Annotated in this window: 27 protein-coding genes, 1 tRNA gene, 1 pseudogene and 1 riboswitch; of the genes and pseudogenes, 18 read left to right on the forward strand and 11 right to left on the reverse strand. The window is 69.0% G+C overall.

The features are described 5' to 3' along the window. Positions 1-143: 143 nt before the first annotated feature. Complete coding sequence (locus K330_RS0111220) at positions 144-833, reverse strand: GNAT family N-acetyltransferase (RefSeq protein ID WP_051145431.1); 690 nt, start codon at positions 831-833, stop codon at positions 144-146. Between the two features lie 230 nt (positions 834-1,063). On the opposite strand from K330_RS0111220, the gene K330_RS0111225 reads away from it, so the two are divergent. Further along, the gene (locus K330_RS0111225; RefSeq protein WP_022920204.1) at positions 1,064-1,543 is read left to right on the forward strand and encodes a GNAT family N-acetyltransferase; all 480 of its coding nucleotides are present in this window, start codon (positions 1,064-1,066) and stop codon (positions 1,541-1,543) included. Positions 1,544-1,614: 71 nt separating this feature from the next. Here the strand turns inward: K330_RS0111225 and K330_RS0111230 are convergent, their stop codons facing one another. The 4 genes from K330_RS0111230 to K330_RS0111245 form a co-directional block, all read right to left on the reverse strand. Continuing rightward, positions 1,615-2,238, reverse strand: coding sequence for a hypothetical protein (locus K330_RS0111230; RefSeq protein WP_022920205.1), 624 nt, complete (start codon positions 2,236-2,238; stop codon positions 1,615-1,617). Between the two features lie 90 nt (positions 2,239-2,328). Then, positions 2,329-2,784 (reverse strand): hypothetical protein, encoded by a 456-nt coding sequence (locus tag K330_RS0111235; protein WP_022920206.1) that lies wholly within the window; start codon positions 2,782-2,784, stop codon positions 2,329-2,331. A 227-nt stretch (positions 2,785-3,011) separates the two neighbouring features. Further along, entirely contained in the window at positions 3,012-3,392 is a 381-nt protein-coding gene (locus K330_RS0111240; RefSeq protein WP_022921921.1) for a hypothetical protein, read from the reverse strand. 218 nt (positions 3,393-3,610) lie between these two features. Then, positions 3,611-3,973, reverse strand: a complete 363-nt coding sequence (locus tag K330_RS0111245) for a hypothetical protein (protein WP_156875782.1) — start codon at positions 3,971-3,973, stop codon at positions 3,611-3,613. A 391-nt stretch (positions 3,974-4,364) separates the two neighbouring features. Between K330_RS0111245 and K330_RS0111250 the strand changes: the two genes are divergently transcribed. The 15 genes and pseudogenes from K330_RS0111250 to K330_RS23315 form a co-directional block, all read left to right on the forward strand. Then, positions 4,365-5,480, forward strand: a complete 1,116-nt coding sequence (locus tag K330_RS0111250) for a tyrosine-type recombinase/integrase (RefSeq protein ID WP_022921923.1) — start codon at positions 4,365-4,367, stop codon at positions 5,478-5,480. Beyond that, on the forward strand, positions 5,477-5,812 hold the full coding sequence (locus K330_RS0111255; RefSeq protein ID WP_022921924.1) for a helix-turn-helix domain-containing protein: 336 nt from the start codon (positions 5,477-5,479) through the stop codon (positions 5,810-5,812). Before K330_RS0111250 ends, K330_RS0111255 begins: the two co-directional genes overlap by 4 nt. Beyond that, positions 5,809-7,272: a hypothetical protein gene (locus K330_RS0111260; protein WP_022921925.1), complete on the forward strand. Its 1,464-nt coding sequence runs from the start codon at positions 5,809-5,811 to the stop codon at positions 7,270-7,272. Before K330_RS0111255 ends, K330_RS0111260 begins: the two co-directional genes overlap by 4 nt. A 67-nt stretch (positions 7,273-7,339) precedes the next feature. Then, positions 7,340-7,690: a Cd(II)/Pb(II)-sensing metalloregulatory transcriptional regulator CmtR gene (cmtR, locus tag K330_RS0111265; protein ID WP_029202581.1), complete on the forward strand. Its 351-nt coding sequence runs from the start codon at positions 7,340-7,342 to the stop codon at positions 7,688-7,690. Then, a complete protein-coding gene (locus K330_RS0111270; protein WP_022921927.1) occupies positions 7,687-8,283 on the forward strand; it encodes a cadmium resistance transporter in 597 nt (198 codons plus the stop codon). Before cmtR ends, K330_RS0111270 begins: the two co-directional genes overlap by 4 nt. Before the next feature lie 284 nt (positions 8,284-8,567). Continuing rightward, a complete protein-coding gene (locus K330_RS0111275) occupies positions 8,568-8,927 on the forward strand; it encodes a hypothetical protein (protein WP_022921928.1) in 360 nt (119 codons plus the stop codon). Positions 8,928-9,192: 265 nt separating this feature from the next. After that, positions 9,193-9,456 carry a type II toxin-antitoxin system Phd/YefM family antitoxin gene (locus K330_RS0111280; RefSeq protein WP_022921929.1) on the forward strand — a complete coding sequence of 88 codons (264 nt, stop codon included), beginning with the start codon at positions 9,193-9,195 and terminating at the stop codon, positions 9,454-9,456. Beyond that, a complete protein-coding gene (locus K330_RS0111285; protein WP_022921930.1) occupies positions 9,453-9,707 on the forward strand; it encodes a type II toxin-antitoxin system RelE family toxin in 255 nt (84 codons plus the stop codon). Before K330_RS0111280 ends, K330_RS0111285 begins: the two co-directional genes overlap by 4 nt. A 440-nt stretch (positions 9,708-10,147) precedes the next feature. Next, on the forward strand, positions 10,148-10,978 hold the full coding sequence (locus tag K330_RS20780) for a hypothetical protein (RefSeq protein ID WP_051145588.1): 831 nt from the start codon (positions 10,148-10,150) through the stop codon (positions 10,976-10,978). Between the two features lie 628 nt (positions 10,979-11,606). After that, positions 11,607-11,836: riboswitch (cobalamin riboswitch) on the forward strand. A gap of 83 nt (positions 11,837-11,919) precedes the next feature. Next, the gene (gene nrdH, locus K330_RS0111300; protein ID WP_022921931.1) at positions 11,920-12,168 is read left to right on the forward strand and encodes a glutaredoxin-like protein NrdH; all 249 of its coding nucleotides are present in this window, start codon (positions 11,920-11,922) and stop codon (positions 12,166-12,168) included. Positions 12,169-12,190: 22 nt separating this feature from the next. After that, positions 12,191-12,577, forward strand: coding sequence for a class Ib ribonucleoside-diphosphate reductase assembly flavoprotein NrdI (nrdI, locus tag K330_RS0111305; RefSeq protein ID WP_022921932.1), 387 nt, complete (start codon positions 12,191-12,193; stop codon positions 12,575-12,577). Next, a complete protein-coding gene (nrdE, locus tag K330_RS0111310; protein ID WP_022921933.1) occupies positions 12,574-14,733 on the forward strand; it encodes a class 1b ribonucleoside-diphosphate reductase subunit alpha in 2,160 nt (719 codons plus the stop codon). Before nrdI ends, nrdE begins: the two co-directional genes overlap by 4 nt. Positions 14,734-14,770: 37 nt before the next feature. After that, positions 14,771-15,745 carry a class 1b ribonucleoside-diphosphate reductase subunit beta gene (gene nrdF, locus K330_RS0111315; RefSeq protein WP_022921934.1) on the forward strand — a complete coding sequence of 325 codons (975 nt, stop codon included), beginning with the start codon at positions 14,771-14,773 and terminating at the stop codon, positions 15,743-15,745. Further along, a complete protein-coding gene (locus K330_RS20785) occupies positions 15,745-16,323 on the forward strand; it encodes an acyl-CoA thioesterase (protein ID WP_022921935.1) in 579 nt (192 codons plus the stop codon). The genes nrdF and K330_RS20785 overlap by 1 nt, the downstream gene beginning before the upstream one ends. Positions 16,324-16,502: 179 nt before the next feature. Then, a pseudogene (locus tag K330_RS23315) lies at positions 16,503-16,758 on the forward strand (ISL3 family transposase); the annotation flags it as partial. A 264-nt stretch (positions 16,759-17,022) separates the two neighbouring features. Here the strand turns inward: K330_RS23315 and K330_RS0111325 are convergent. The 4 genes from K330_RS0111325 to K330_RS22760 form a co-directional block, all read right to left on the reverse strand. Next, positions 17,023-18,147 carry a tyrosine-type recombinase/integrase gene (locus K330_RS0111325; protein ID WP_022921936.1) on the reverse strand — a complete coding sequence of 375 codons (1,125 nt, stop codon included), beginning with the start codon at positions 18,145-18,147 and terminating at the stop codon, positions 17,023-17,025. Between the two features lie 140 nt (positions 18,148-18,287). Beyond that, positions 18,288-18,360: transfer RNA gene (locus tag K330_RS0111330), tRNA-Thr, on the reverse strand. An 82-nt stretch (positions 18,361-18,442) separates the two neighbouring features. Next, a complete protein-coding gene (locus K330_RS22755) occupies positions 18,443-19,645 on the reverse strand; it encodes a transglycosylase family protein (RefSeq protein WP_022921937.1) in 1,203 nt (400 codons plus the stop codon). A 174-nt stretch (positions 19,646-19,819) separates the two neighbouring features. Next, the gene (locus K330_RS22760; RefSeq protein ID WP_022921938.1) at positions 19,820-21,631 is read right to left on the reverse strand and encodes a protein kinase domain-containing protein; all 1,812 of its coding nucleotides are present in this window, start codon (positions 21,629-21,631) and stop codon (positions 19,820-19,822) included. A gap of 124 nt (positions 21,632-21,755) precedes the next feature. Here K330_RS22760 and K330_RS0111345 point away from each other — a divergent pair, with 124 nt between their 5' ends. After that, complete coding sequence (locus K330_RS0111345; RefSeq protein WP_022921939.1) at positions 21,756-23,234, forward strand: alpha,alpha-trehalose-phosphate synthase (UDP-forming); 1,479 nt, start codon at positions 21,756-21,758, stop codon at positions 23,232-23,234. Positions 23,235-23,289: 55 nt separating this feature from the next. Then, positions 23,290-24,084, forward strand: a complete 795-nt coding sequence (otsB, locus tag K330_RS0111350; protein WP_022921940.1) for a trehalose-phosphatase — start codon at positions 23,290-23,292, stop codon at positions 24,082-24,084. Here the strand turns inward: otsB and K330_RS0111355 are convergent. Beyond that, positions 24,077-25,000 (reverse strand): carbohydrate ABC transporter permease, encoded by a 924-nt coding sequence (locus K330_RS0111355; RefSeq protein WP_022921941.1) that lies wholly within the window; start codon positions 24,998-25,000, stop codon positions 24,077-24,079. The two genes, otsB and K330_RS0111355, sit on opposite strands and share 8 nt — an antisense overlap. Further along, a complete protein-coding gene (locus K330_RS0111360) occupies positions 24,997-25,929 on the reverse strand; it encodes a carbohydrate ABC transporter permease (protein ID WP_022921942.1) in 933 nt (310 codons plus the stop codon). Before K330_RS0111360 ends, K330_RS0111355 begins: the two co-directional genes overlap by 4 nt. Positions 25,930-25,939: the final 10 nt, after the last annotated feature.

A 25,939-nucleotide genomic window follows, 5' to 3' on the forward strand; every position in this document is an offset into this window, starting at 1 on the left:
TCTGCCGCACCTCGGGAGTCTCACCTTGTCGCGAAATACTCATCGGCCGGGGGTGGGCAGCCTGCTGACCGTCTCCCACTCGCCATCAACGAAGGAGGCCAGGAGCGGCGTGATCGCCGAGGGCGCACGTCATCCCAGGCCGGTCACCGGGTTTGGAGATTCTTGCGCTGGCGTCCTTGCGTGTCGAAGTTGGCAGGGTTGAGCCACGTCTCGAAAGCAGCGCGAACGGCAGGCCACTCCTTCTCAGTAAGGGCGAACCACGCCGTGTCGCGATTGCGGCCCTTGTACACAAGCGCCTGGCGAAAGGTCCCTTCGTATGTGAACCCTAATCGTTCGGCAGCCTTCCGTGACGGTTCGTTGAGGCTGTCGCATTTCCACTCGTAGCGCCGGTATCCCAGGTCCTCGAAGACGTAGCGCATGAGGAGAAACTGCGCCTCGGTCGCCGCCGCTGTGCGTTGCAGGACATGAGACAAGACAATAGAGCCGACTTCGATGACTCCATTAGCCGGGTCATGGCGCATGAGCGCGAGGGTGCCGAGTGCCCTACCAGTTGCTGCGTCGGTGAGGGCGTAGTGCCGAGGATCGGGGCTATCGGCGGCAGCGACCGACCACTGGTAGTAGCTTTCAAACGATAGAAACGGTCCGAAAGCCATGTAGGTCCAAGCACGGTCATCGCTAGCCGACGCGTATGCGGCATACAAATCCACCGCGTGTCGGTCTGGGTCGAGACGTTCGAGTGCGCAGAACCTCCCGCTCAGTACATCCGCCGATGGGAGGGGGGCCGATGCCCAGCCAGGCACAGGGTCGCCGACGGGCTGATCGAACTCGTTCATCCTGGGCAAGGAAGATCCTTCCGATGCGAGGGTATGCTAGGAGCGCCTGGCTGCCGATTCTAGGCTCGAGGGTGCACGCTCCTGCCGCTGTCGTCGCGTAGCGTCCGACCATGCCGCAGGTCGGACGCCTGCTTCGTGCTGAAATCCGTCGCGGGTCACTCGTCGGCTGTGGTCCAGACAGCAGCTCTCGACACCGAGGGCGCCCACCCGTCATACCTTGAGGTATGCCTGTGACTATTCGCCTGGCCCGCCTTGACGACCTCTCCGCCATCGAGCGATTCGCGCTCGACGTCGTGCCTGCTCACTACGCTCCGATCCTCGGCGATGAAGGCGCACGAGCACAACTGCATTGGTGGACGACGGAGCGGATGAAGCCGGCCGTCGAAGCCAGTCGCGTCCATGTCGCAGTCGAGGGCGAGAAGATCATAGGAGTGGTGCAGATCGGTGTTCTGGGCGAAGACCACGTCGTATGGAAGCTGTATCTGGCGCCTGAGTTTCGCGGGCAGTCCATAGGGGCAGATCTACTGCAGCAAGCCATCGAACCCCTCCGAAGGGTGACCGACCACGTCCTTGTCGAGCACTTCGCCAGGAACACCGAGGCCGCCAAGTTCTACGAACGAGAGGGCTGGACCGTCGTGAGCGTTGAACCGTCTCGGAGCGGCGACCCCAACGCCGCGGTCGTCTGGCGCCGGACCACGTGGGCCACCTGAGGGGACTGCCGGCCCCGGACTTCGAGCGTTCGCGAGCGCACTACTCTGCCGCTGGGCGCCTGCCAGGGCAGTTACCAGCTGTCGGCGTGCCAGGTGATGCGTTCGTATAGGTCGCGCAGAGTGCTGGGTGCGTTCCGATCGAAGTGTCCTTCGATCTGGCGCCTGATGAGCACCCTCACCAAGCGTCTGGGCTCGATCCAGCCTTTGGCGGTGCCAGCCACCGGCATATTTCGATCGATGTTGTTCGCGGGTCGCCGGGGGCCGGTCCTCCAGTCCAGGGCTGGGGAATTGGACACGACCACTTGTCCTAGATGTCTCGCAAGCAGGTCGATCACCCACAGCGTCGACGGAGCGAACACGCTGTAGTGGATTCGGTCGTGACTGAACCACGAAGGGAGCTCTTCAAGAGGCCCCAATGCGTCGAGAGTTGGGTCGTTACGCGACCAGGGATCCTTCGCGTAGTCGTATCCCTCTTGCCAGCCCAAGGGCCAGTGGGCGACGGTGACCTCCCAGAGGGGGTGCAGGGTGTCGGGCGTTGCTGCGTGCGCCAGGGCAGGGTCTGTGCCGGTTCTCGTGAGCATGCTGGCCAAGCGTGTCTGGCTTCCCGGCAACTCGGCGAGAAACTTCTGCAGATAGGCCTCGGCCTGTGGCTTAGACAGATCGTGGAAGTGCGGGGGCAACGTCGCATTGACCACAGGGCAGACCCTAGGGGACCTGGCGCCAGACGCACTACTCTGCCGCTGGTCGTTGGTTTCGGACTGGCTTCCCCGTACGCTGCGGACTCGTCAACGAGCAGCAGTGACCCTCGCTCCTAGGGGCTGACGTGCGAGGGGAAGTTGCTCTGTTAGGAGCCCGGTCAGCCACATCGACAGCAGGGCCGCGCCCACCGCCTGTGCCAGTGCTGTAACGCTCACCACGGCCAGCATCATGCGGATCCGATCAACGTTCACGAAGTACGAGACCAGGCCTGCCTCAGCGAGCATCGCCGCGAGCACAAGAGCCAAGCCCGCCACGAGCAGCAGTCTCGAACGTACCGTGACAGGTGACCGCCCGGTGACCTTGATCAGGACGGCGAACGCGATCGTCACGGCCCCAACAAGTGCAAGGAGTCTGCCGACCATTGGCAATAAAGCCAGTACGAAGTTGATGAGATAGTCGACCGGGACCATGGGGGCGACCCGCAACGGGGGTTGCCCCCACACCATCAAAAGGCTGCCGAGAACGGCCAGCGCCAACCCCACGACTGCGACCCTGCGTGCCATACACGGACACTAGCGGCCGAGGCGCCACGCGCGCTTGCACGGCAGCCGGTCCAGCAGTAGGAGCAGGCGCAGGACGCCGGGGGGTGAGCCTCGCCCTCCCACCCCCTCATGGGCAGTCACCCAGTCGAGCTCGGCAACCATCCGGAAATGCCGCCAGTCGCGCTCAGCGCTCCCCAGCGACCGCAGTGCTTGGTGAAGGCAGCGGCCTAGCTGGCATTACCCTCGATCAAGCTCACGAGCTCAGCACCAGACTCGACGTCGACGGCCTCCTCGCCCAGACCCTCAGGCAATTGCTCTCGCTGCCCCGGCGCGGTGAGGAAGACGGGGGCATCCATGGGCATGATGACCCAGTTGGCCGCCTGAGCGCCCAGCACCAGCAGATCCCAGGGCTCCCGGCCGGTGATGTGGTTAGCCAACATTCCGTCGTCCTCAAGGTAGACGTCGGCCTCCCCGTCGCCGTAGCGGACGTGAAGGAATGACTGTTCCTGGCGGTCCGCGTGAGGCGCTAGGACCGCCCTCATCTCAGCCGCCCCGCTACCTGATGACTCGCCAGCGTTGAAGCCCTGAAAGAGGACGACGTAGGACATGGCTGGAGTGTTCCAGAGAGCGAACTAACGCGCACTCACTTGCCGCACTGAGGACGCTAGCCTGCGGCGCGTCCGACTTTGCCGCGACGAGCTGAGGTATCCACCGGGGCTTTGCCCGTTCTCCCGCAAGGTCGATCTGCCAAGCCCGCTTGCCCCGGGCCGCCGGCAAAGTCGCGGGACGGTACTGAGCGAACCCACCCGCTCAGGACGCCATGCGATCAGCCCGCATCACCGATGTCCTGGTGCGGGTGCTCGCCCTGGTCTAGGTAGTCGCCCTCGGCGGCGTCGACCACCCCTCGGATGAGCCGGTGCACCTCCCATCCCGTCAGCGTCTCGGAACCGCACCATGCCAGCGCCTCTTGCGTCTTCATTCCCCCTTCCGCCATCAACGACCGCAGAGCTCGCCCTGCTCGCTGCTCGCACTCGGCTACCGCTGCGTCACGCTCAGCCAGTGCCACGACCACTGCCTCGCCCCACCGGGCCAGCCGCCGCTCCTTCTCGGCCTGCTCCTCGCGCACCTTCGCTCGAGCCTGCCGCGCTCGGAGCCGCGCCTGCTGCCTGTGCGCCTGCTTCTGCACCACGGACCCCCTCATCGACTCACTCGGCACCTTCTGAACACCTGAAGCGGACGGCCCTGCCCCAGGGACCCACCGCCCCATCGACTAGCCCCTCCCCGACCCGCCCGTGCCCAGCACGCCTCGCGCAGACTCACTCGTCCTGAGCCGCGTCCGTTCCACGCAGGCTCAGCAATCTTGACGCTGACCAAATCCGCCCGGCTCATGTCCCACACACCTCTTGCACTCCCGGCCCAAGCGAGCATTATCGCGTCAGAAGTCACACCCGTTGGGTGGTCTGCGGATTAGTAGGGACTTCGACGGCCCCCCGCGGGCCCGTTGACCAGGGACGCCTAACTAGGTGTAACGTCAGGAGCAACAATATGGCTTCTGAGGCAACGACGGATCGGCGGTCCTGATGGTCGGCATACCGGGCTCGGCGGGGCTGGTCCTGGTCGCCGGGGTGGCTCATCTGAACGAGGAGAGCGCCGTCTTCGAGGCGATGCTGACCGGCTGGGGTCGTCAGCAGCGGTCCCGGCTGCTGGGCGAGAAGACCATCAGCGACCGGGTCCGGTTGGTCCGTCGGTTCACCGAGTTCGCCGAGTCCTACCCGTGGTCCTGGGGTCCTGGGGACGTGGAGGACTTCACCGTCTCCCTGGCCAGCGGGGACGGTCGGCGGTCACCCTCGACGATCCGCGGGTACCACCTGGGACTGCGGATGTTCTGCGATTACCTCACCGACGCGCGGTACGAGTGGCCCCGGCAGTGTCGCGACCGGTTCGGCTCGGTGCCCTCACAGGTGTGCCACGAGTGGAACACGGTGGCACATCTGAACGAGTACGAGGGCCGTCCGGCACGGCGACCGTTGACGTACGCCGAGCTGCAGGATCTCTTCGACCACCTGGACGCCCAGGTCGAACGCGCCGCGTCCTCGGGCCGCAAGGGAGCGTTGAGCGCGCTGCGTGACGCGCAGGTCTTCAAGACCGCCTACGCGTTCGGCCTGCGCCGCAACGAGCTGTGCCGACTGGACGTGGCCGACCTGCGACCCAACCCGCACGTGCCCCGGTGGGGCACCTACGGCTCGGTCCACGTCCGCTACGGCAAGGCTGTCCGCGGTGGAACCCCGCGCCGCCGCACGGTCCTGGCGGTGCCGGAGTTCGACTGGGCCATCGAGGGGATGCGCCAGTGGGTCGAGCAGGCAAGGCCGCTGTTCGGCGTGCCTGGCCACCCGGCCCTGTGGGTGACCGAGCGGCTCTCGCGGGTCTCGCTGCGCCACTTCGACGCCCGCTTCGCGGCGGTCCGCAACCAGGCGGGCCTGGACCCGGTGCTGTCGCTGCACTGCCTGCGCCACTCCTACGTGACCCACCTGGTCGAGTTCGGCTATCCCGAACGGTTCGTCCAGGAGCAGGTCGGGCACGCCTACGCCTCGACCACCGCGATCTACGCCTCGGTCAGCAACGACTTCAAGGACAAGACCCTCAAGGCCGCGCTGGCCCGCGTCTACGCACCCACCGATGAGGAGGACCAGGGATGACCGTCCGCACCGTGATGGGGTGGAACCTGCGCCAGGTGATGGCCACCCACGGCATGTACCAGACCTCCGAGCTCGTCCCGCTGCTGGCCGAGCGCGGGGTCCACCTGTCCCGAGAGCACGTCTACCGGCTGGTGGCCCGCACCCCGCAACGGCTGAACATGGACGTCCTGGCGGCCCTGTGCGACATCCTGGACTGCGAACCCAACGACCTGCTGGTCCCCACCGTCGTCGAGGACCAACCCGCCAAGACCGGCACCGGGGACCGCGGTCCGGGCATCGGTGACCTGCGCCCGATCCGGGCCCGGGTCCGCCGCCCGCCCGAGGGCCGGTGAGCCCACGTCCGCGGCTGCCGCGCCAGGACTGCGCGCACTGCGGGCGACACGACCGGTGCACCCGGATCGTCCTGGAGGAGGCGGTCTGCCAGCGCTGCACCCTGCGCTTCGCCCGGACCGCCCAACCCTGCCCCGGTTGCGCCAACATCAGGGTGCTGGCCTTCTACGACGCCGACCGCCGGCCGGCGTGCGCGCCCTGCACCGGCAACGAGGCCGTCTACGCCTGCACCGCCTGCGGGAGGGAGGACTCCCCGTGGGGCCGGCTGTGCGGGCACTGCGCCCTGAAGGAGAAGACCACCGCGCTGCTGTCCGGCCCCGACGGCGGCATCAACCCGCGACTGCGGCCGGTGTACGAAGCCCTGATCTCGGGGCCACGACCGCAGACCACCCTGTACTGGTTCACCCGCTCCACCGGCCCGGCCACCCTGGGCGCGATGGCCCGCGACGAGCTCGAAATCTCCCACGCGACCTTCGACACGCTCCCGGCCGACAGGACCAACACCTACCTGCGCGACCTGCTCACCGCCCTGGGGGTCCTGCCGCCCTTCCACGCCGAGCTCGAGCGGGTCAGCCCGTGGCTGGAGGAGCTGCTGGGCACCCTGCCGGCCGGGCAGTCCGAGGTACTGGCCCGGTTCGCCCGCTGGCAGGTGCTGAGCAGGCTGCGCCGCCAGGAGCAGCACGGGACCCTCACCCACGGCGCGATCTCCGCAGCCCGAGCGACCATCGTCGTCACCGCCCGCTTCATGAACTGGCTCACCGAGCACGGCACGGACCTCGCCGACATCGAACAGGGTGACCTGGACCGGTTCGCCGAGGAGCACCGCGCCCGCGCCCTCGCGCTGCGACCGTTCCTGGCCTGGTGTGCCCGCACCGGCCTCGGAGGGGATCTGTCCGCGGCCACCCGCCCCACCACGCAGCCCGCCGTCACCCTCTCCGACGAGGACAGGTGGTCGCACGTCCAGCTGCTCCTGCACGACGACACGATCCGCCTCTACGCCCGCGTCGCCGGTCTCTTCGTCCTGCTCTACGCCCAACCCCTGGCCCGGGTTTGTCGCATGCGCGCCGACCAGATCACCGTTGACGCCGTCGGCGTCACCACGGCCACGTTCGACACCTTCCCCGTCGAGCTGCCGGGCCCGCTCGACCGCCTCGTCCGCACCCACCTGACCCGTCGCGGGCAGGCCTCCTACGTCAGCCGTCCCGACACCTGGCTCTTCCCCGGCGGCATCCCGGGCAAGCACCTGGCGACGGAGAACGTCCGCGCCCAGCTCGTCGAACGCGGCATCCAGCCCATGGCCGCCCGCAACGCCGCCATGTTCCAGCTTGCTGCGAGCATGCCCACCCCGATCCTGGCAGAGGTGCTCGGCCTGGCCCCCAACACCGCCACCCGGTGGGCCGCACTGGCCTCACGAGACTGGAGCGCCTACACCGCCCAACGCGACACCCACCTCCGACGCTGAAGCTGATGACTTCCCGTTGCACCCCCGACCTCACGGACGGTTCAGCACAAACTGTATAGTTCAGCCCGTGCTGACTACTTCCTCCAGGCTGGACGCGATGCATCGGATCGGCCGGGCCCTGGCAGATCCGACGCGGGCTCGGATCCTGCTGTCGCTGCTCGAACGGCCTGCCTATCCCGCTGGACTTGCCGAGGACCTCGGCCTGACGCGGCCCAACGTGTCCAACCACCTGACCTGTCTGCGCGACTGCGGCATCGTCGTGGCCGAACCGCAGGGACGACAGACCCTCTACGCGATCGCCGACCCGCACCTCACCAACGCGCTGCTCGCGCTGGTCGAGGTGACCCTCGCCGTGAACGAGGACGCCCCGTGCCTGGATCCGCAGTGCCCCGTCGCCGGCTGCGAGGTCAGCCGGTGATCCTCACCACGGTCCTGCAGGCGATCGGGCTGTTCATGGCCACCAACATCGATGACATCATCATTCTTTCTCTGTTCTTCGCCCGAGGCGCCGGCCAACGAGGCACCACCACCCGGATCGCGCTGGGGCAGTACCTGGGGTTCGTCGGGATCCTCGGTGCTGCGCTGCTGGTCGCCTGGGGGGCCGGGCTGGTCCTGCCGTCCAGCGCCATTCCCTACTTCGGGCTCATCCCCCTGGCGCTCGGTATCTGGGCGGCGTGGCAGGCATGGCGAGGCGACGGTGACGACGACGACGAGAAGGTCGAGGGCAAGAAGGTCGGCATCCTGACTGTCGCCGCGGTCACCTTCGCCAACGGCGGAGACAACATCGGCGTCTACGTCCCGGTGTTCCTGAACGTCAGCACGGCAACCGTGGTCATCTTCTGCGTCGTGTTCCTGCTGCTCGTCGGCGTGCTGGTCCTTCTCGCCAGGTATGTCGCCACCCGCAGGCCTATCGCCGAGGTGCTCGAGCGATGGGAACACGTGCTCTTCCCGATCGTCCTGATCGGCCTCGGCATAGCCATCCTCGTCAGCGGCGGCGCATTCGGACTCTGACAAACCGGGACCCTACGAAGCGCCGAACGACGGAGCGTGACGCCTCCCATTCCGGGCGCCTGACCTGCGGGGCGTCGCCTGCTTCGGGCCAGCTATAAGGACTGGTTCCGATAGGGCTGTCCACCAGTATGGTATATCGTTGGCACGATAAAGAACCGTGTAGTAGCGACCCACCGGAGACGCAGATGGACACCACTGCCAGCAACGTCCCCAGTGTTGGGGACGCACCAACAACGCCTCGCGCATCGGGGCAGAAGGTCGTCTGCGGATGGTGCCGGACGGAAGTGACCGTTCCTCCCCGCGGGCGCGTCCCGAAGTGGTGCTCCAGCTCCTGCCGGCACCGCGCGTGGGAGCAACGGCGTGCCGCCGACGCCGGCCTCGCCGCAGTCGAAGTCGTCGACCGTGTGGTCGAGGTGGTGAGAGTCGAGAAGGTCGTCGAGGAGCGTCGCGTGCAAGTGCCCGTGCCCCGGTCCCCTCGGTCGACGCGGGACTGGGTTGACGTGCTGAACCGACTCGATTGGGCGTTGCAGACCAACCGCATGGAACTCGACGACCTGGCCGAGATAGAGCCGGCTCTGGCCCGAGTCATCGCCGCCTACCGCGCTCGGAGCGACAAGCTGCACCTGCGTCGGGGGCGTCGATGACTCCTCCAGTTACAGGGCAACCCCGACGTCGTCATTGCCGACGCTACGGTGTGCAACCACCGCGGTGCTCAACACCGGGCACAAGGCCACAAGCCTGCAATGGGATCACCGCCCGGGGTCTGTCAAACGCGGCGAAGTGACGCGGTCTCCTGATGACGTGACCCGCCGCGACGCTGGGGTGCTGCTGAGGTGCTGCCCTGCCCGACAGGAGTGCGCCAACTAGGCTCTATTGTACAAAATCGCGGTTATGAGATACCGTTGATCCATGAGTGAGATCACTGTCAGCGACGCCCGAGCTCGACTGGCGGATGTCGTCGATGCCGCCCGCATCGGGCACGACCCGATCTACCTGACCCGTCGTGGCCGGCGGGTGGCTGCCGTGATCGATGCCAACGATCTGGACGGGTTGATCGCAGCCGCGGAGGACCTTGCCGACATCGAGGCCGCCCGGGCCGCCCGAGCCGAGCTTGACGAGGGCGAGGCTGCCATCCCGTGGGATCAGGTCAAGGCTGACCTCGGCCTGGCATGACATATCGCGTCGAGGTCGCGCCTGCCGCGGTGCGCCAGCTGCGTAAGCTCAACCCAGATGCGCGGCGCCGCGTGCAGGCAGCGGTCGAGCTGCTCGCGGACCAACCCCGGCCCAATGCGGCGAAGAAACTCGTCGGTGGAGACGGTGAGTGGCGGGTTCGCACTGGCGACTACCGCATCATCTACGAGATCCGCGACGACGTCCTTCTCGTCCTGGTCGTGGCCGTCGGCCACAGACGCGACATCTACTAACGTCGCTGACGATCCACCGAGTCCCACTACGCCGGCGCAGGTCCGCTCGCGGCGGTAAGTTCCTCTTCCCGCTTTCGCAATGTGTTCCTAGTCAGGCTTCCCGAGTCCTCGAGAAGCTGGTCGAGGTCGTCGTGGTCGACGGTCCGTGAGGGCCATTCGGCGATGATTGCCCGTGCCCGCTCTGCTTGGGTGGGGTCTAGCTCGACCCCCAGCTCACGGTTGGCCACGGCGGAGCTGCCTAGGTGTACTCGGCCGTCCCGGGCTCCCCGGTGCCCAACCGGGTCGAGCCCGCCCGGGAACCCACCCCGGCAGGGCCGCGCCGTGGCGCGGGCAGTGAGCGTGACCAAGGAATCGAACGGTGACAGGGAAAGACTGATCAGGATGAGCATCCAGGACAGCGACGGTGTGGACGAGGAGATGCATGGGTCACGCAGGTGGCCATGACGGCGGCCGCGCGGCTGGGTGAGCAGTTCGCCCGGTCGCGCGAGCAGCAGGCACACCAGGCCCAGGCGCACAGCGAGCAGGCGGCCCGGGAGCACCGGGAGCGGGTCAACGCCGAGCGGGAGGCGGCGCGGGCGTCCCTGGCCCGGGTGCACCAGCCGCAGTGGTGGGACAGTGCACGGGCCGAAGACGTCACCAACGCCTACGCCACCGCGAAGGCGTGGAGCGGGTTGGACCCCGAGGCCGTCCGTGCCGAGCAGCGCATCGCTGAGCAGGTGCACGCCCGGTACGGCCTCGACATCACCCGGGCCAGTGACCCCGCCGAGGTCAGCGCTGCCATGGGACGGGCAGACGAGGCCAGGGCAGGGGCCGGTGAGCAGCGCATGGCGACCGGTGGGGACCGGGCCAAGGCGACCGGTGGGGACCGGGCAGAGGCGGCCGCGGTGATGGCCACCGCCGAGGTCACCGACCGGGCCGCCGAGACTCACGCCCAGGACCTAGGCCACGGGCCGGTCGACGTGGCCGAGCCGCTTGCCGACAGCGGCTCAGTTCTGCCGCAGGTCGCCGCCGAGCAGGACCGCGCGGAGGACCTGCGTGGTGAGGCCGGGATTGCCTACGACAGCGCCGCACGGCGCGAGGCGATGGCCCAAGGGCTCGACCACATCGAGAACCGGGGGGCCGTCGAGGCGCGGGTGCGCTCGGACGTCGCCCAAGGCCGCCCACCCACGGAGGCGGTGACCAGCGCGCCCGGGCGGGCGCCCAAGGCCCGCAAGACGAGGGGTGCCCCACAGGCGGCCCGCGCGGTGCAGCGCACCGGACGCAGCCGGTAGGTCCACGCAGCGGACAAAGCAAGGGGCCGACCCTGTCGCGGGGTCGGCCCCTTGTCTTGTCCCCCGGCGAGCTTGCCGCCGAGTACGGACCTCGCCCCGGCGCGCAAAGGTTAGTGCCCCTTCGTCATTCAGGGCGAAGTACCGACGGATCTCCAGCCGAAGAGGGCCGATGAAAGCCAATGTCGCCATTCAACATGCGATGCTCACAGTGATCTGGCACATGTCAGCACCGGTGAGGTCTACGAGGACCTCGGCAGCGACTACCACACCCGGCGTCGCCCGGAGCGCGCCATAAACCGCGCCGTCGCCCAGCTCGAAGCCCTCGGCTATGAGGTCACTCTCCAGACGCCTTGCCCGGGACCGAGCACCTGAATCTTCGCGTCAGGGTGTAGCGGGCGCTGGCGCGTCGGTCCGGGGGTAGGTGTCGAGGTCTTCGGAAGATGGAGGTTCTCACACCACCCATCTGGAAGACTTCACGTCACAGAGCGAGTGGGAGGGGCTCTACGAGCGGACGAGTCGGAGCTCGAGCCGGTCTCGGCACAGGCCCCCGTCCCGCCCTGAGTGCCCAGGGGTGCCACATTCGCGGCCTAGCCGAGCTGCGGACGGGTTGACGAACTACACGCGTGTGACTACTGTCCCTAGTGCTGGTTCGCTACACCGACCCCCACATGTTGGGTCGGTGTGGCGAGGCAAGAGGGAACCCGGTGTGACTCCGGGACTGCCCCGCAGCGGTATGAGGGAACGACCGGCGGCATTACGCACTGGCCCCACCAGGGCTGGGAAGCGTCGCCCAGTAGGACCACGCCACCTCGGCGTCCGCCCTCGAGTCCGAAGACCTGCCAGCGCCCGGGTCCGCCCGGTTTGTCCGACCCATCGGTCTCGCGGGAAGACCGGGCGCACATCGGTGCTCCCCTCGCGCGACCCTGCTTCGAGGAGAGAGCATGTCGAGCGTCCCGATCACCGTCTTCAGCAAAGAATTTTGCGTGCAGTGCACCGCGACCTACCGCGCCCTGGACAAGCTGGGCCTGGACTACACCGTCGTCCGCATCGATGAGGACGAGGAGGCGCTGACCGCCATCATGGCGATGGGCTACATGCAGGCCCCCGTCGTCATGGCCGGCGCCCAGCACTGGTCGGGCTTCCGCCCCGACCTCATCAAGGCCCTGGCCGTGCAGACCAGCGTCGCCTGACCCGCCTCGCCGCTGGCGCGCCATGCAGGTCGTCTACTTCTCCGCGGCCTCGGAGAACACGCACCGCTTCGTGCAGAAGCTGGGCGTGGAGGCCGCGCGCATCCCCCTGCACCGCGCGGACGAGCCCCTGAAGGTCACCGAGCCCTACGTCCTGGTCGTCCCCACCTACGGCGGTGGGAGCACCGGCGGGGCCGTGCCCAAGCAGGTCATCCGCTTCCTCAACGACCCGGACAACCGGGCCCTCATCCGCGGAGTGGTCTCCGCGGGTAACACCAACTTCGGCGAGGCCTACTGCCGTGCCGGCGACATCGTGGCCGCCAAGTGCTGTGTCCCCCACCTGGACCGTTTCGAACTCCTGGGCACCCCCGACGACGTCGTGCGGGTGCGCGAAAGGCTCACCACCTCATGACCACCACCCTGCTCACCGACACCGGCCCCGAGACGGTCGCCCGCGGCCAGTCCGACTACCACGCCCTCAACGCGCTGCTCAACCTCTACGACGAGGACGGGCGGATCCAGTTCGAGGCGGACCGGGCCGCCGCGCGGCAGTACTTCCTCCAGCACGTCAACCAGAACACCGTCTTCTTCCACTCGCTGCGGGAGAAGCTGGACTACCTGGTGGAGGAGGGCTACTACGAGCAGGAGGTCCTCGACCAATACGACTTCGACTTCGTCAAGTCCCTGTTCAAGCGGGCGTATGCGGTGAGGTTCCGCTTCCCCACGTTCATGGGCGCGTTCAAGTACTACACGTCATACACGCTCAAGACCTTCGATGGGCACCGCTACCTGGAACGGTTCGAGGACCGGGTGTGCATGGTGGCGCTCAGCCTCGCCGGCGGTGACCGGGCGCTGGCCGAGCATCTGACCGACGAGATCATGGCCGGCCGCTTCCAGCCGGCCACCCCGACCTTCCTCAACGCCGGTAAGGCCGCGCGCGGCGAGCTCGTCTCGTGCTTCCTGTTGCGCATCGAGGACGACATGGAGTCGATCGCGCGGGCGATCAACTCCTCGCTGCAGCTGTCCAAGCGCGGCGGGGGAGTCGCCCTGTCGCTCACCAACATCCGCGAGGCCGGCGCGCCGATCAAGAAGATCCAGAACCAGTCCTCGGGCGTGATCCCCGTGATGAAGCTGTTGGAGGACTCCTTCTCCTACGCCAACCAGCTCGGGGCCCGGCAGGGCGCCGGCGCGGTCTACCTGCACGCCCACCACCCCGACATCCTGGCCTTCCTGGACACCAAGCGCGAGAACGCGGACGAGAAGATCCGGATCAAGACCCTGTCCCTGGGCGTGGTCCTCCCGGACATCACCTTCGAGCTGGCGCGCAACAACGAGGACATGTACCTCTTCAGCCCGTATGACGTGGAGCGGGTCTACGGCGTCGCCTTCAGCGAGATCTCGGTCACCGAGAAGTACCACGAGATGGTGGACGACAAGCGGATCACCAAGAAAAAGATCAACGCCCGCAAGTTCTTCCAGACCCTGGCCGAGATCCAGTTCGAGTCCGGCTACCCCTACCTGATGTTCGAGGACACGGTGAACGCCGCGAACCCGATCGACGGGCGGGTCACCATGTCCAACCTGTGCTCGGAGATCCTGCAGGTCTCCACCCCCTCGACCTACCACGAGGACCTGTCCTTCGACACCGTCGGCAAGGACATCTCCTGCAACCTCGGCTCGCTCAACATCGCCAAGGCCATGGACTCCCCCGACTTCGGGCGCACCATCGACACCGCCGTGCGGGCCCTGACCGCCGTCTCCGACCAGTCGAACATCGCCTGCGCGCCCAGCATCGAGCGGGGCAACCAGCTCAGCCACGCGATCGGCCTGGGCCAGATGAACCTGCACGGCTACCTCGCCCGTGAGTCCATCCACTACGGCTCGGACGAGGGCCTGGACTTCACCAACATGTACTTCTACACGGTGACCTTCCACGCCATCGCCGCGTCCTGCCGGCTGGCGCGCGAGCGAGGGGTGCGGTTCGAGGGGTTCGAGCGCAGCGCCTACGCCGACGGCACGTTCTTCGAGAAGTACATCGAGGGCCGTTGGACACCCCGGACCGAGAAGGTGGCACAGATCTTCACCCAGGCCGGGATCGACCTGCCCACCCCCCAGGACTGGCAGGCACTGGCCGCCGAGGTGGCCGAGCACGGGATGTACAACCAGAACCTGCAGGCCGTCCCCCCGACCGGGTCGATCAGCTACATCAACCACTCGACGAGCTCGATCCACCCGATCGTGGCCAAGGTCGAGATCCGCAAGGAGGGCAAGATCGGGCGCGTCTACTACCCGGCGCCCTACATGACCAACGACAACCTGGAGTACTACCGGGACGCCTACGAGATCGGCCCCGAGGCGATCATCGACACCTACGCCGAGGCGACCAAGCACGTGGATCAGGGCCTGTCGCTGACCCTGTTCTTCCCGGACACGGCAACCACCCGCGACATCAACAAGGCGCAGATCTACGCCTGGCGCAAGGGCATCAAGACGCTGTACTACATCCGGCTGCGGCAGCTGGCCCTGGCCGGCACCGAGGTCGAGGGCTGCGTCAGCTGCGCGCTGTGACCGGGCCGGCACACGACATACCGAACGGACGACAACGATGACGAACAAGCTCACCCTGCTGCGCGGCGTCCAGGCGATCAACTGGAACCGTATCGAGGACGAGGTCGACTCGCAGGTCTGGGACCGGCTGACCAGCAACTTCTGGCTTCCGGAGAAGGTGCCGCTGTCCAACGACGTCCCCTCCTGGCGGACCCTGAAGCCGCACGAGCAGGTGATGACAACCCGGGTGTTCACCGGCCTGACCATGCTGGACACGATCCAGGGGACCGTCGGCGCGGTCTCGCTCATCCCGGACGCGCTCACCCCGCACGAGGAGGCGGTCTACACCAACATCGCCTTCATGGAGTCGGTGCACGCCAAGAGCTACAGCTCGATCTTCTCCACGTTGATCTCCACAGCTGAGATCGACGACGCCTTCCGGTGGAGCGAGGAGAACGAGTTCCTGCAGCGCAAGGCGCAGATCATCCTCGACTTCTACTACGGCGACGACCCGCTCAAGCGCAAGGTCGCCTCGACGATGCTGGAGTCGTTCCTGTTCTACTCCGGCTTCTACGCCCCGATGTACTGGTCCAGCCGCGCCAAGCTGACCAACACCGCCGACCTGATCCGGCTCATCATCCGGGATGAGGCGGTGCACGGCTACTACATCGGCTACAAGTTCCAGCAGGGGCTCAAGCAGGTCGACCAGGCGCGGCGCGAGGAGCTCAAGGAGTACACGTTCAGCCTGCTCTACGAGCTCTACGACAACGAGGAGTCCTACACCGAGGACCTCTACGACCCGCTCGGCCTGACCGAGGACGTCAGGGTGTTCCTGCGCTACAACGCGAACAAGGCGTTGATGAACCTGGGGTACGAGTCGCTCTTCCCCAAGGAGGCGACCGCCGTCTCACCGAACATCCTGGCCGCCCTGTCGCCCAACGCCGACGAGAACCACGACTTCTTCTCCGGCTCCGGCTCCTCCTACGTGATGGGCAAGGCGGTCAACACCGAGGACGAGGACTGGGACTTCTGATGAGCGGCACCGAGAGCCAGGGCGTCGCGACGGAGGGCAACCTGTGGGCCGAGCGGACCGTCGTGGACCCCGGGGCAGCCGGTCGCACCGCTATCGACAGCGACCGATTGGGGGACAAGGCACCCGCCGACAGCCGCATCAGGCTGGCCCACATCATGAGCGGCGCGGACACCAACCTCTACGGCTCCGTCCATGGCGGAGCGGTGCTCAAGCTGATCGACGACGCAGCTGCTGCCTCGGCCGCCCGCCACTGTGGCGGTCCCGCCGTGACCGCTTCAGTCGAACGCCTGAACTTCCTGGCTCCAGCCCAGGTGGGGGACTTGCTCACCGTCACCGCCATCGTGGCGGCAGTCGGCCGCACCTCGCTCGAGGTGCTCACCACCGTGGTCGCCGAGCGCTGGAACACTCCTGGTGAGGAACGTCAGATCGCCCGTGCCTTCCTCACCTTCGTGGCCGTCGACGCCGCGGGCACGCCCCGGGCAGTGCCCCGCCTGGTGCTCAGGACCGAGACCGACAACGCGCTCAACAAGGAAGCTGTCAGCCATCGTCAAGGGCGCGTCAGGACACCCCGGGAGTAGCCACAGAGCAACGACCCTCGGGCCCGCCACCCCGACCAGGCGACGGGAGCCGCATACTCGATCCCGGTCACCCTTGTTGAGCCCCTCCGAGGGAGAGTCATCACCGTGGGGTCGGCCAGCGTAGTAGCGTCGCCGACCTCACGTTTTCGGCGACGTCAGGTCGCCGCGCCCCCGGGGACCTGGCTGACGCTACCTTCACGCGCCCCGGCCCGACGACCTCCACTGGCTTGGACGCACCTCGGCCTGGTGGTGACGGGGCAACGACTCGAACCGCATCGTGCGGTCCTGACCTGTCGGGGCGTGGAGCCGGACGACTGGTGTCGCCGGTGCGACTGCCAGGGCGTCCCTCGCGGCACCGTGGTCCGCCGGCTGGCGCACGAGCCGTTCGGGTGGCGCCCCCCGACAGTGCTGCTCACCGCGCGCCGCTACCGGTGCACCGTTGGCGGTGTTCCAGGACACGGCCAGGCCCTCGGCGACGCGGGCCGTCGACGCCGTCCTCGCCGAAGGCCAACGCGCTGCTGATCGCTGACCTGCCCGGCTGGACGGCGTTTGATGGGCTTACCGACCCCGGACGTGCCAGCGTCCACTCGGGCGAAGTGACGTATCGGCGAGCGATCGCCCGGGGAATTTCGCTGAAGGGCCTGTTGGCGGCTGGGCGTGATGAGACGCCCCTCCGAGTCGGGACCTCCGACACCCCAATCACTCTTTCGGGGGGCGGGCGAGTTCGGAGAGCTTGGCGGCGATCTCGGCGTCCCGACCCGCGGCTGCGTGCTGGTAGCGCAGCGCGGCCGCCACAGTCGAGTGGCCGAGGCGAGCCTGCAGCTCGGCGAGGGTGGCTCCAGTCATGGCGGCCATCGTGGCGCCGGTGTGCCTGAGGTCGTGGATCCTGAGGTCCTCGCGGCCGGCAGCGGCTCGGGCTTTGCGCCACGCCGTGTGCAGCACCGTCGGCTGTAGATGACGTTGGTGATCACGCATGGAAGGGAACAGCAGGGCGTCCGCTCCGGGCCGCACGTGCTTCTCCATGTGCTGCTCCAGGACGGGGACGATGTGCGGCGGCACGCTCACTTCGCGGGTCCCAGCGGCCGACTTCGGCGTGCCGACGATCGGTTGGCCGCGGACCCATGAGACGGCCCGGGTCACCTTGACGACGCCGCGGTTCAGATCGAGGTCGCGCCGGCGCAGCTCGAGCACCTCCCCCACGCGCAGCGCGCACCAGGCGCACAGCAGGACGAGGGCACCGAGCTGGTCCGGCATCTCCTTCACGAGCACGTCCAGCTCGGCGAGCGTCGCCGGACGGATCTCCTTCTTGGTCGGCGGGTTTGAGGCGGCACGGACGCGGCACGGGTTGCTGGCGAGGAGCTCGTCGGTGACCGCGGTGGTGAGGATGGCTCGCAGCAGCGCGTAGGCGCGGGCGTTGACCGTCGGGTGCTCCGGGAACAGGCCGGCCCACCACCGGCGCACAAGCGCCGGCGTGAGGTCGGAGACGAGCAGGTCGCCGAACTCCGGCGCGAGGTAGCGCCGCAGCAGGTGCTCGTATCCCTCGCGGGTCCGCGGCTTGAGGGACCGGTCGGCGAGCCACTGGCGCGCGTACTCGCCGAACGTCGGCGGTGCCATCCGCCTGGCCAGCTCCGCCCGCCGCTTCGGGGCGACCCAGCCGTCCCCGTTCACCAGGGCCCACTCCTTCGCCAGCCAGGCCTCGGCGTCAACCTTCGCGACGAAGGTGTGGGGAGCGGTGTGCCGCGCGAGGTCGGGCCCCACGTAGGTGGCCTGCCATCGCTTGGACGGCAGCCGCCTCAGCGTTCCGAAGCCTCGTCTCGATGCCATCGCGTCCCCATTTCGTGCATCATACGTGCACTAAAGGTGCCACTTCGTGCCCACTTCTGACAACGTGTGACCACGACTGTTCAGGGCATGCCAGCGGCGTTTTTGCTGGTCAGAGGGGTGAAAACGCTGGTCAGGAGGAGAGCTGGCGAAGGGACTCGAACCCTCAACCACCTGTTTACAAGACAGGTGCGCTACCAATTGCGCCACGCCAGCGGGCGGCCGGGGACGTCCCGGCCACCCGTCGATGATAAGCCGCTGCCGGCGCCTCTCCGACGCGGGTGGCGGGGCCTTTGCCTCAGCCGATGACGTTGGCGTTCAGGTACTTCTGCAGCGCGACCACGGTGCGGTAGTTCATGTAGGTCGAGCCGTCGCGCGTCAGACCAATGCGGCTCTGTAGCGCAGCCTGCGAGGCCGGGCCCCACAGGCCGTCGGCGTTCGTGCCGACGGTGCGCTGCAACGCCTTGATCGTCCCGTTGTCCCAACGGCCGGTCTCGGACACGCCCGCCCAGCGCTGGATCGCCTTGACGGTGAGCGGCCCGCGGCTGCCGTCCAGGGCGAGCGGTGCCATGGTGCTGGTCCCGCCACCGCCGGCGGACCCGCCCGAGCCGCCGGAGGCCGGCGCCACGATCGTGCCGCTGATCCACCCCCGGCCGTCGGACAGCTTGAGCCAGCCGTTGGTGCTGATCTGTCCCGCCAGCTTGGTGCCGTGCGCCGCTCCCCCGACCACGCCGTAGGACGTCGACGGACCGGAGCGGATGTTCGCACCCGCGGCGGCCGTCACCGTGTAGGTGCCCGACTCCGCCGGCGGCTGTGGGGCAGGAGCGGGCGCGGGAGCCGGGGTCGGCGTGCCGGAGACCGGCGCCACGATCGTGCCGCTGATCCACCCCCGGCCGTCAGACAGCTTGAGCCAGCCGTTGGTGCTGATCTGCCCAGCGAGCCTGGTGCCGTGCGCCGCTCCCCCGACCACGCCGTAGGACGTCGACGGACCGGAGCGGATGTTCGCACCCGCGGCGGCCGTCACCGTGTAGGTGCCCGACTCCGCCGGCGGCTCCGGAGCCGGGACGGGGGCGGGGGCGGGCGCCGGGGTGTCGCCACCGGGGTACGGCGCCGAGCCGTTCTCCATCGTCAGGCCCGCGCGCACCGAGCAGACCGGCCAGGCGCCCGGGCCCTGGACCTTGAGCACCCGCTGCGCGACGGTGACCTGTTGGACCTTCGTGGCCTGGTGGGCGTAGTCGGCAAACTCCTTGCCGCCGAAGCCGGTCCACGTCGGGTGCCAGAACTGCAGGCCGCCGTAGTAGCCGTTGCCGGTGTTGATGTCCCAGCGCCCGCTCGACTCGCAGTCGGCCACCCGGTCCCACACGTTGTGGTCGTCGGCCTGCGCGGCAGGTGCGAGGACCGTCAGGGAGCTGACCGAGGCGACGGCGCCGGCGAGCGTGACACCGCCCGCCCGGCGGCGCAGGCGGGTCGATCGGGGGCGACGGTGGGCAGCGGTAGCCACAGGGGATCCTTCCGGCCGGACAAGTGCGCCGCACGGGACAGAAGTGGCGCAGGGGACGAAGAGCCACCGTAGGTGGGCAGCATCACTCAGGGGAAGCACATGTGACCAGCATCACGCGTGTCACACCAGAAACAACCGTCACACAACCGCTATCCGTCCGACCGCTGGATCAGGTCAGAAGCGGTCGGGGATGACGGCCCGCGGGTCGAAGTCGGGGCCGAGCGGCCACCAGGAGGCGGCCCCCTCCAGGTAGGCGTAGGAGGCGATCGCCGCACCGCCGACCAGGCAGAGGGTGACCACCACGAGCGTGACGGCGCCGCGCGGCACCGCCCCCCGCACCAGCGTCCGCGACCCGCGACGCAGCGACGTCGACCCCAGGCCCCACCAGGCGAGCCAGGCGGCCGCCAACGACCCGGCACCCAGCGCCAAGGGGTGGTCGACCGGGATTCCCGACATCGTGCCGCTGGACGTGAGGAAGCGGGAGAGCCCGACCGCAACCACCAACGCCGCGGCGGCCGGAAGCAGCAGCGCGAGGACGGTCGAGACCAGGCTGGCGACGAGGTGCCACGGGGAGCTGACGACCAGCAGCGGCACGTCGCTGCGCCGGGGGCCGGCGACGTGGCGGCGCAGCACGAGGCTGGTCAGCACGCGGTCGACGGTGCGCGCCGTCACGCCCCACACCACGAACAGCGACCACGCGACCAACGGCGCCGCCGCAGCCAGCCCGACGAAGCCGACGAGCATCGCGGTCAGCGTCCCCACGCGCGAGCTGCGGCCGATCCGCGGGTCGGGGCTGCCATGGTCGACGGGGTCGGGCAGGGCGAGGTCTCCTTGGTGCTGCGGCGACACCGGGTATGGCGCGCCACCGGGCTCCGCTCGGTGCGGCCCCGGCCACCGCTGCTCCTCCCACTGCTCCTGCTCCGCCCACTGCTGCTGCTCCCACCGCGCAGGCTCGCGCCGGGGCCGGACCGGCTCACGCTGCGGTGCCGGGCGCGGCGCAGGACGCCGCCGCGGCGTCTGCCGCGTGACCGGCGAGCGCGGCTGCAGCCGGGTCAGGTCGCCGTGGTCCAGACGGGTGGGGTCGTCGTCGTGCCAGGTGGGCAGCGCGGTCGTGACGTCCTCACCGCGCGAGTAGCGCTCCAGCCCGGTCAGCACCTGCTGCTGGGAGGGCCTGCGCGCCGGGTCGGGGTCGAGCGCCGCGGCGAGCAGCGGCCGCAGGGCGGGGTCGACGCCGTCGAGCTGGAGACGCCCGCGCACGACACGGTCGACGACGACCGTCAGGGGGCCGCGGCCGAAGGGCGGCTGGCCGCTGGCCGCGAACGCCAGGGTCGCTGCCCATCCCCACCAGTCGGTCGCCTCGCCCACGTCACCACCCTCGACGACCTCCGGCGAGAGGTAGCCGGGCGTACCCATCACCAGCCCGGTCGCGGTGAGCCGCACGTCGTCGGCCACCTGCGCGATCCCGAAGTCGATCACCACCGGCTCCAGCGTCCCGTCGTGGTCGACCAGCAGGACGTTGCCCGGCTTGAGGTCGCGGTGGACGATGCCCGCACCGTGGATCGCCCGCAGCGCCTCCCCCAGCCCGCGGCCCAGACGCAGCAGGTCATCCCCCCGCAACGGGCCGTGCTCCTCGACGACCCGGTCCAGCGGCCGGCCGGGGACGAACTCGGTGACGATGTAGGGGGCCGGCCCGTCGACGTCCGCGTCGATGACCGCGGCCACCCGCGGGGAGTGCACCCGCGCGAGCGTGCGCACCTCGCGGCGCAGCCGGGCCCGGGCCTGCTCGTCGTGGGCGATGTGCTCGCGCAGGACCTTGACGGCGACCTCGCGCCCGTCCCCGGAGCGCGCACGCCATACCACCCCCATGCCGCCCTCGCCGACGCGCTCGCCCAGCCGGTAGTCGCCGAGCACCCGCGGCACCACGACCGGCACCGGGCGCGTGGGCGCGCCGGAGGAGCCGGACGTGCGGGGCAGCTCGGACGTCACAGGGTCCACGGTATGCGGTCTCCTCGTGGGTGCGCGGTCGGACGCGGTCGGGTCGGGTCGACCGGGAGAGCCGCCCGGACCGCCGACAACTAGGGTTGGGACGGTCAACGAACGAGGAGAACGGATGGTTTCCCCAGCGCCCGCGCGCACCTACGACTTCGTCATCGCCGCCAACCGGCTGCCGGTCGACCGCACGGTCGGCCCCGACGGCGAGGAGACCTGGACCACCAGCCCGGGTGGCCTGGTCACGGCGATGGAGTCGGTGATGCGCGACCGCGAGGCGGCCTGGGTCGGGTGGGCCGGGTTCCCCGGTGACGCGCCGGAGCCGTTCGACGACGGGCCGCTGCGGCTGTGCCCCGTGCCGCTGTCGGCCGAGGACGTCGAGCACTACTACGAGGGGTTCTCCAACGGCACCCTGTGGCCGCTCTACCACGACGTGATCGTCCCCCCGACCTTCCACCGCTCCTGGTGGAACGTCTACCGGGAGGTCAACCGGCGCTTCGCCGACGCGATCGCCGAGGTTGCCGCCGAGGGCGCGACCGTCTGGGTGCACGACTACCAGCTGCAGCTGGTGCCGGCGCTGCTGCGCGACCAGCGCCCCGACCTGCGGATCGGCTGGTTCAACCACATCCCCTTCCCGCCGGTGGAGCTGTTCGCCCAGCTGCCCTGGCGCGCCACGATCCTGCGCGGGCTGCTGGGCGCCGACTTCCTGGGCTTCCAGCGACCCGACGACGCCCGCAACCTCATCCGCTCCTGCCGCGCGGTCCTCGGGGCCACGCACAAGGGCGACGTCGTGACCTGGGCAGGGGCCGACGACGGCCGGCCCGGGGCCTCGCCGCGGGCGGTCCGCGCCGCGTCGATCCCGATCTCGATCGACGCCGCCGGCTTCCGCGAGCTGGCCGACCAGCCGTCGGTCAAGGCACGCGCCAAGGAGATCCGCGAGTCGCTGGGCAATCCCGACGTCGTCCTCCTCGGGGTCGACCGGCTCGACTACACCAAGGGCATCCGCCACCGGCTGCGCGCCATCGAGGAGCTGCTCGAGGACGGGGCGATCTCCCCGCCCGAGGTGGTCTTCGTGCAGGTCGCGACGCCGAGCCGCGAGCGCGTCGAGGCCTACCGCACGCTGAAGGAGCAGATCGAGGGCACGGTCGGCCGCATCAACGGCGACTTCTCCCACCTCGGTGACACCGCGGTGCACTACCTGCACCAGTCCTACCCGCGCGAGGAGATGGCCGCGCTCTTCCAGGTGGCCGACGTCATGCTCGTCACCCCGCTACGCGACGGCATGAACCTCGTGGCCAAGGAGTACGTCACCGCCCGCCACGACGGCGGCGGCGCCCTGGTGCTCAGCGAGTTCACCGGCGCCGCCGAGGAGATGCGCGCGGCCTACCTGTGCAACCCGCACGACATCACCGGGCTCAAGGAGACGATCCTGCGCGCCATCCGCGACACCCACGAGGAGAAGCGCCGGCGTATGCGGTCGCTGCGCCGCCAGGTGCGCACCTACGACGTGCAGGCCTGGGCTGATAGTTTCCTGCGTGCCCTGGAGGTCGCTCCCGGCCGGCCGGCCCGGTCGCGCAGGAGCATCTCCCCCATGGTCTGACCGGTCCGCCCTCCTCCCGCCGCCCCGCCACCGCCCTGCCCGAAAGAAGCTGTCCGTGCCGCTGCCCCCTGAGCTCACCGACGCCGTCGCCCGCTTCGCCGCCCACCGCGAGGTCCTCGTCGCCACCGACTTCGACGGGGCCCTGGCCCCACTGGTCCTGGACCCGATGAGCGCCCGCCCGGTCGAGGGGGCCATGGAGACGCTCACCGCCCTGTCCGACCTGCCCGGCACGACCGTCGCCCTCGTCTCGGGGCGCGCCCTGGAGCCGCTGCGCGAGCTCTCCGGCGCCGACGACCCCATCGTGCTGGTCGGCTCGCACGGGGTCGAGAGCTCCGCCCGGCCCGACGGGCTGGTCCTGACCGACGAGCAGCGCGGCCTGCTGGACCACCTCGAGGAGGCGCTGGACCGGCTCTCCGAGGACTACCCGGGCGTCCGGGTCGAGCGCAAGCCGGCCGGGCGCGTGGTCCACACCCGCGGCCTGTCCCGCCCCCTGGGCGAGGAGGCGCTGGAGGCCGCCGAGGCCCTGGGCGAGCTGCATACCTCGCTGGTGGTGACCCCGGGCAAGGAGGTCGTCGAGCTCGCGGTCGCGCACGTCGGCAAGGGCGCGGCGCTCGTGGGGCTGGCCCGCGAGCTGGGCGCCGACGCGGTGCTCTACGCCGGTGACGACGTCACCGACGAGGACGGCTTCGCCGCCCTGGCCGACGACCCCGACACCGAGCGCGCCGCCCGGCACCTGTCCGTGCGCGTCGGCGACGGGCAGACGCGGGCCCGCTTCCGGGTCGCCGACGAGCACGAGCTGGTCGAGCTGTTCCGGGCGCTGCTGGAGGCTCGCGCCGGCGCGGTCACTTGATCGCGCCGCGGGTCACGCCCTCCATGATCCAGCGCTGGGCCAGCACGTAGACGACGATCGTCGGCAGCATCGCCATGAGGTAGGAGGCGAAGGCGATGTTGTAGTTGGTGGCGAAGGCCAGCTGGAAGATGTTCTGGACCACCGGCAGCGTCTGCTCGGTCGGGTCGGAGGTTATCAGCGACGGCATCATGAAGTCGTTCCACGACGCGAGGAAGGCGAAGATGCCCACGGTCGCGTTCATCGGGGCCAGCAGGGGGAAGATGATCCGCCAGAAGACCTGCCAGGTGCTGGCGCCGTCGACGCGCGCGGACTCCTCGATCTCCTCGGGGATCGAGCGCAGGAAGGCGCTGTAGAGCAGCACCGAGAACGACATCTGGAACATGACGTGCAGGACGGTGACGCCCACCGGCCCGTCGATCCCCAGCATCGCGGTGAGCTTGACCTGCGGCAGCGCCACCACGGGGAAGGGGATGAACATCGCGGCCAGCAGGTAGAAGTAGGACCAGCGGAAGAGCTTGCGGTCCCAGTTGCGGGCGATCGCGTAGGAGGCCATCGAGGACAGGATCAGCGTGCCGACGACCGTGCCGACCGCGATGAGCAAGGAGATGGTGAACGAGCGGGGGAAGTCGGTCAGCGTCCAGGCGTCGGCGAAGCTCGCCCAGTTCATCGGCCACGGCCAGGTGAAGCCGGTGCCCTGCACCGCCTGCTCGGGCGTCTTGAACGCCATCGCCAGGGTGAAGTAGAGCGGGACGAGGACCGACAGCGAGGCGAGGACGAGCAGCAGGGTGGCGGGCCAGTTGGTGGGGCCGCCGCGGTCCTTGCGCAGGCGGGGTCCGCCCCGGCGTCGTCGCGCCTCCTGCTCGCGCGTGGCCGGGACCGTGGCGGCGGTCTGGGTGGAAGCGGGCTGGGCGGTCACAGCTGGACTCCTCGCCGACGGATGAGCAGGAGCTGGAGGACGGAGACGATGACGGTGACCAGGAAGAAGATCACGGCGTTGGCCATCTGGTAGGCGTAGTCGCCGGAGTTGAAGCCGGTGAAGATCGACATGGCCACGCTCATCGTGGAGGTGCCGGGCCCGCCGTTGGTCAGGCCGACGATGATGTCGTAGGCGTTGAGGAAGTTCTTGACGCCGAGGACGGTGTTGATCACGACATACCCGGCCATGAGCGGAAGCGTGATCGCCCAGAACTGCTTGCCCGGGGTCGCGCCGTCGAGCGCCGCCGCCTCGTAGACCTCGTCGGGGATCGCCTGGAGCCCGGCGAGGTAGATGATCAGCGCCATCGGGATCGACTGCCAGGCGGTGACGATGACGATGGAGAGCCAGGCGAGGTCCTCGTTGGCCAGGATGCTCTGCGACAGCGGCCCGCCGACGCCCAGCGACTGCACGATGCTCGGCAGCGAGGTGGAGAAGAGGTAGTTGAAGACGTAGGCGATGACGATGCCGCTGATGACCATCGGCACGAAGAAGACGCCGCGCAGCGCGGTCTTGAGCCGGATCTTGGCGTTGAGCCCCAGCGCCAGCAGCATCGCCAGCACGTTGACCACGATGACCGTGACGACCGAGAAGCCGATGGTGAAGACGTAGGCCGACAGGATCTTGGGGTCGGTGAACATCACCCGGTAGTTGTTGATCCCGACGAACTCCCAGTCGCCGAACCCCACGTAGTTGGTCAGGCTGAACAGGGCACCGGCCAGCGCGGGAAGGGTGATGAAGAAGGTGAACAGCGCCAGGGCCGGGAGGAGCATCAGGTAGTAGGTGCGCGGGACGCGGGACCGGTGCCGGGGCGCCTCCGCACCCGGGTCCGTGGCACGGGTGCCGGGGCTGGTCGCGGTGTCGGTGGTCATCGTCGGCTCC

This window comes from Ornithinimicrobium pekingense DSM 21552, assembly GCF_000421185.1.
GTDB lineage: Bacteria > Actinomycetota > Actinomycetes > Actinomycetales > Dermatophilaceae > Ornithinicoccus > Ornithinicoccus pekingensis.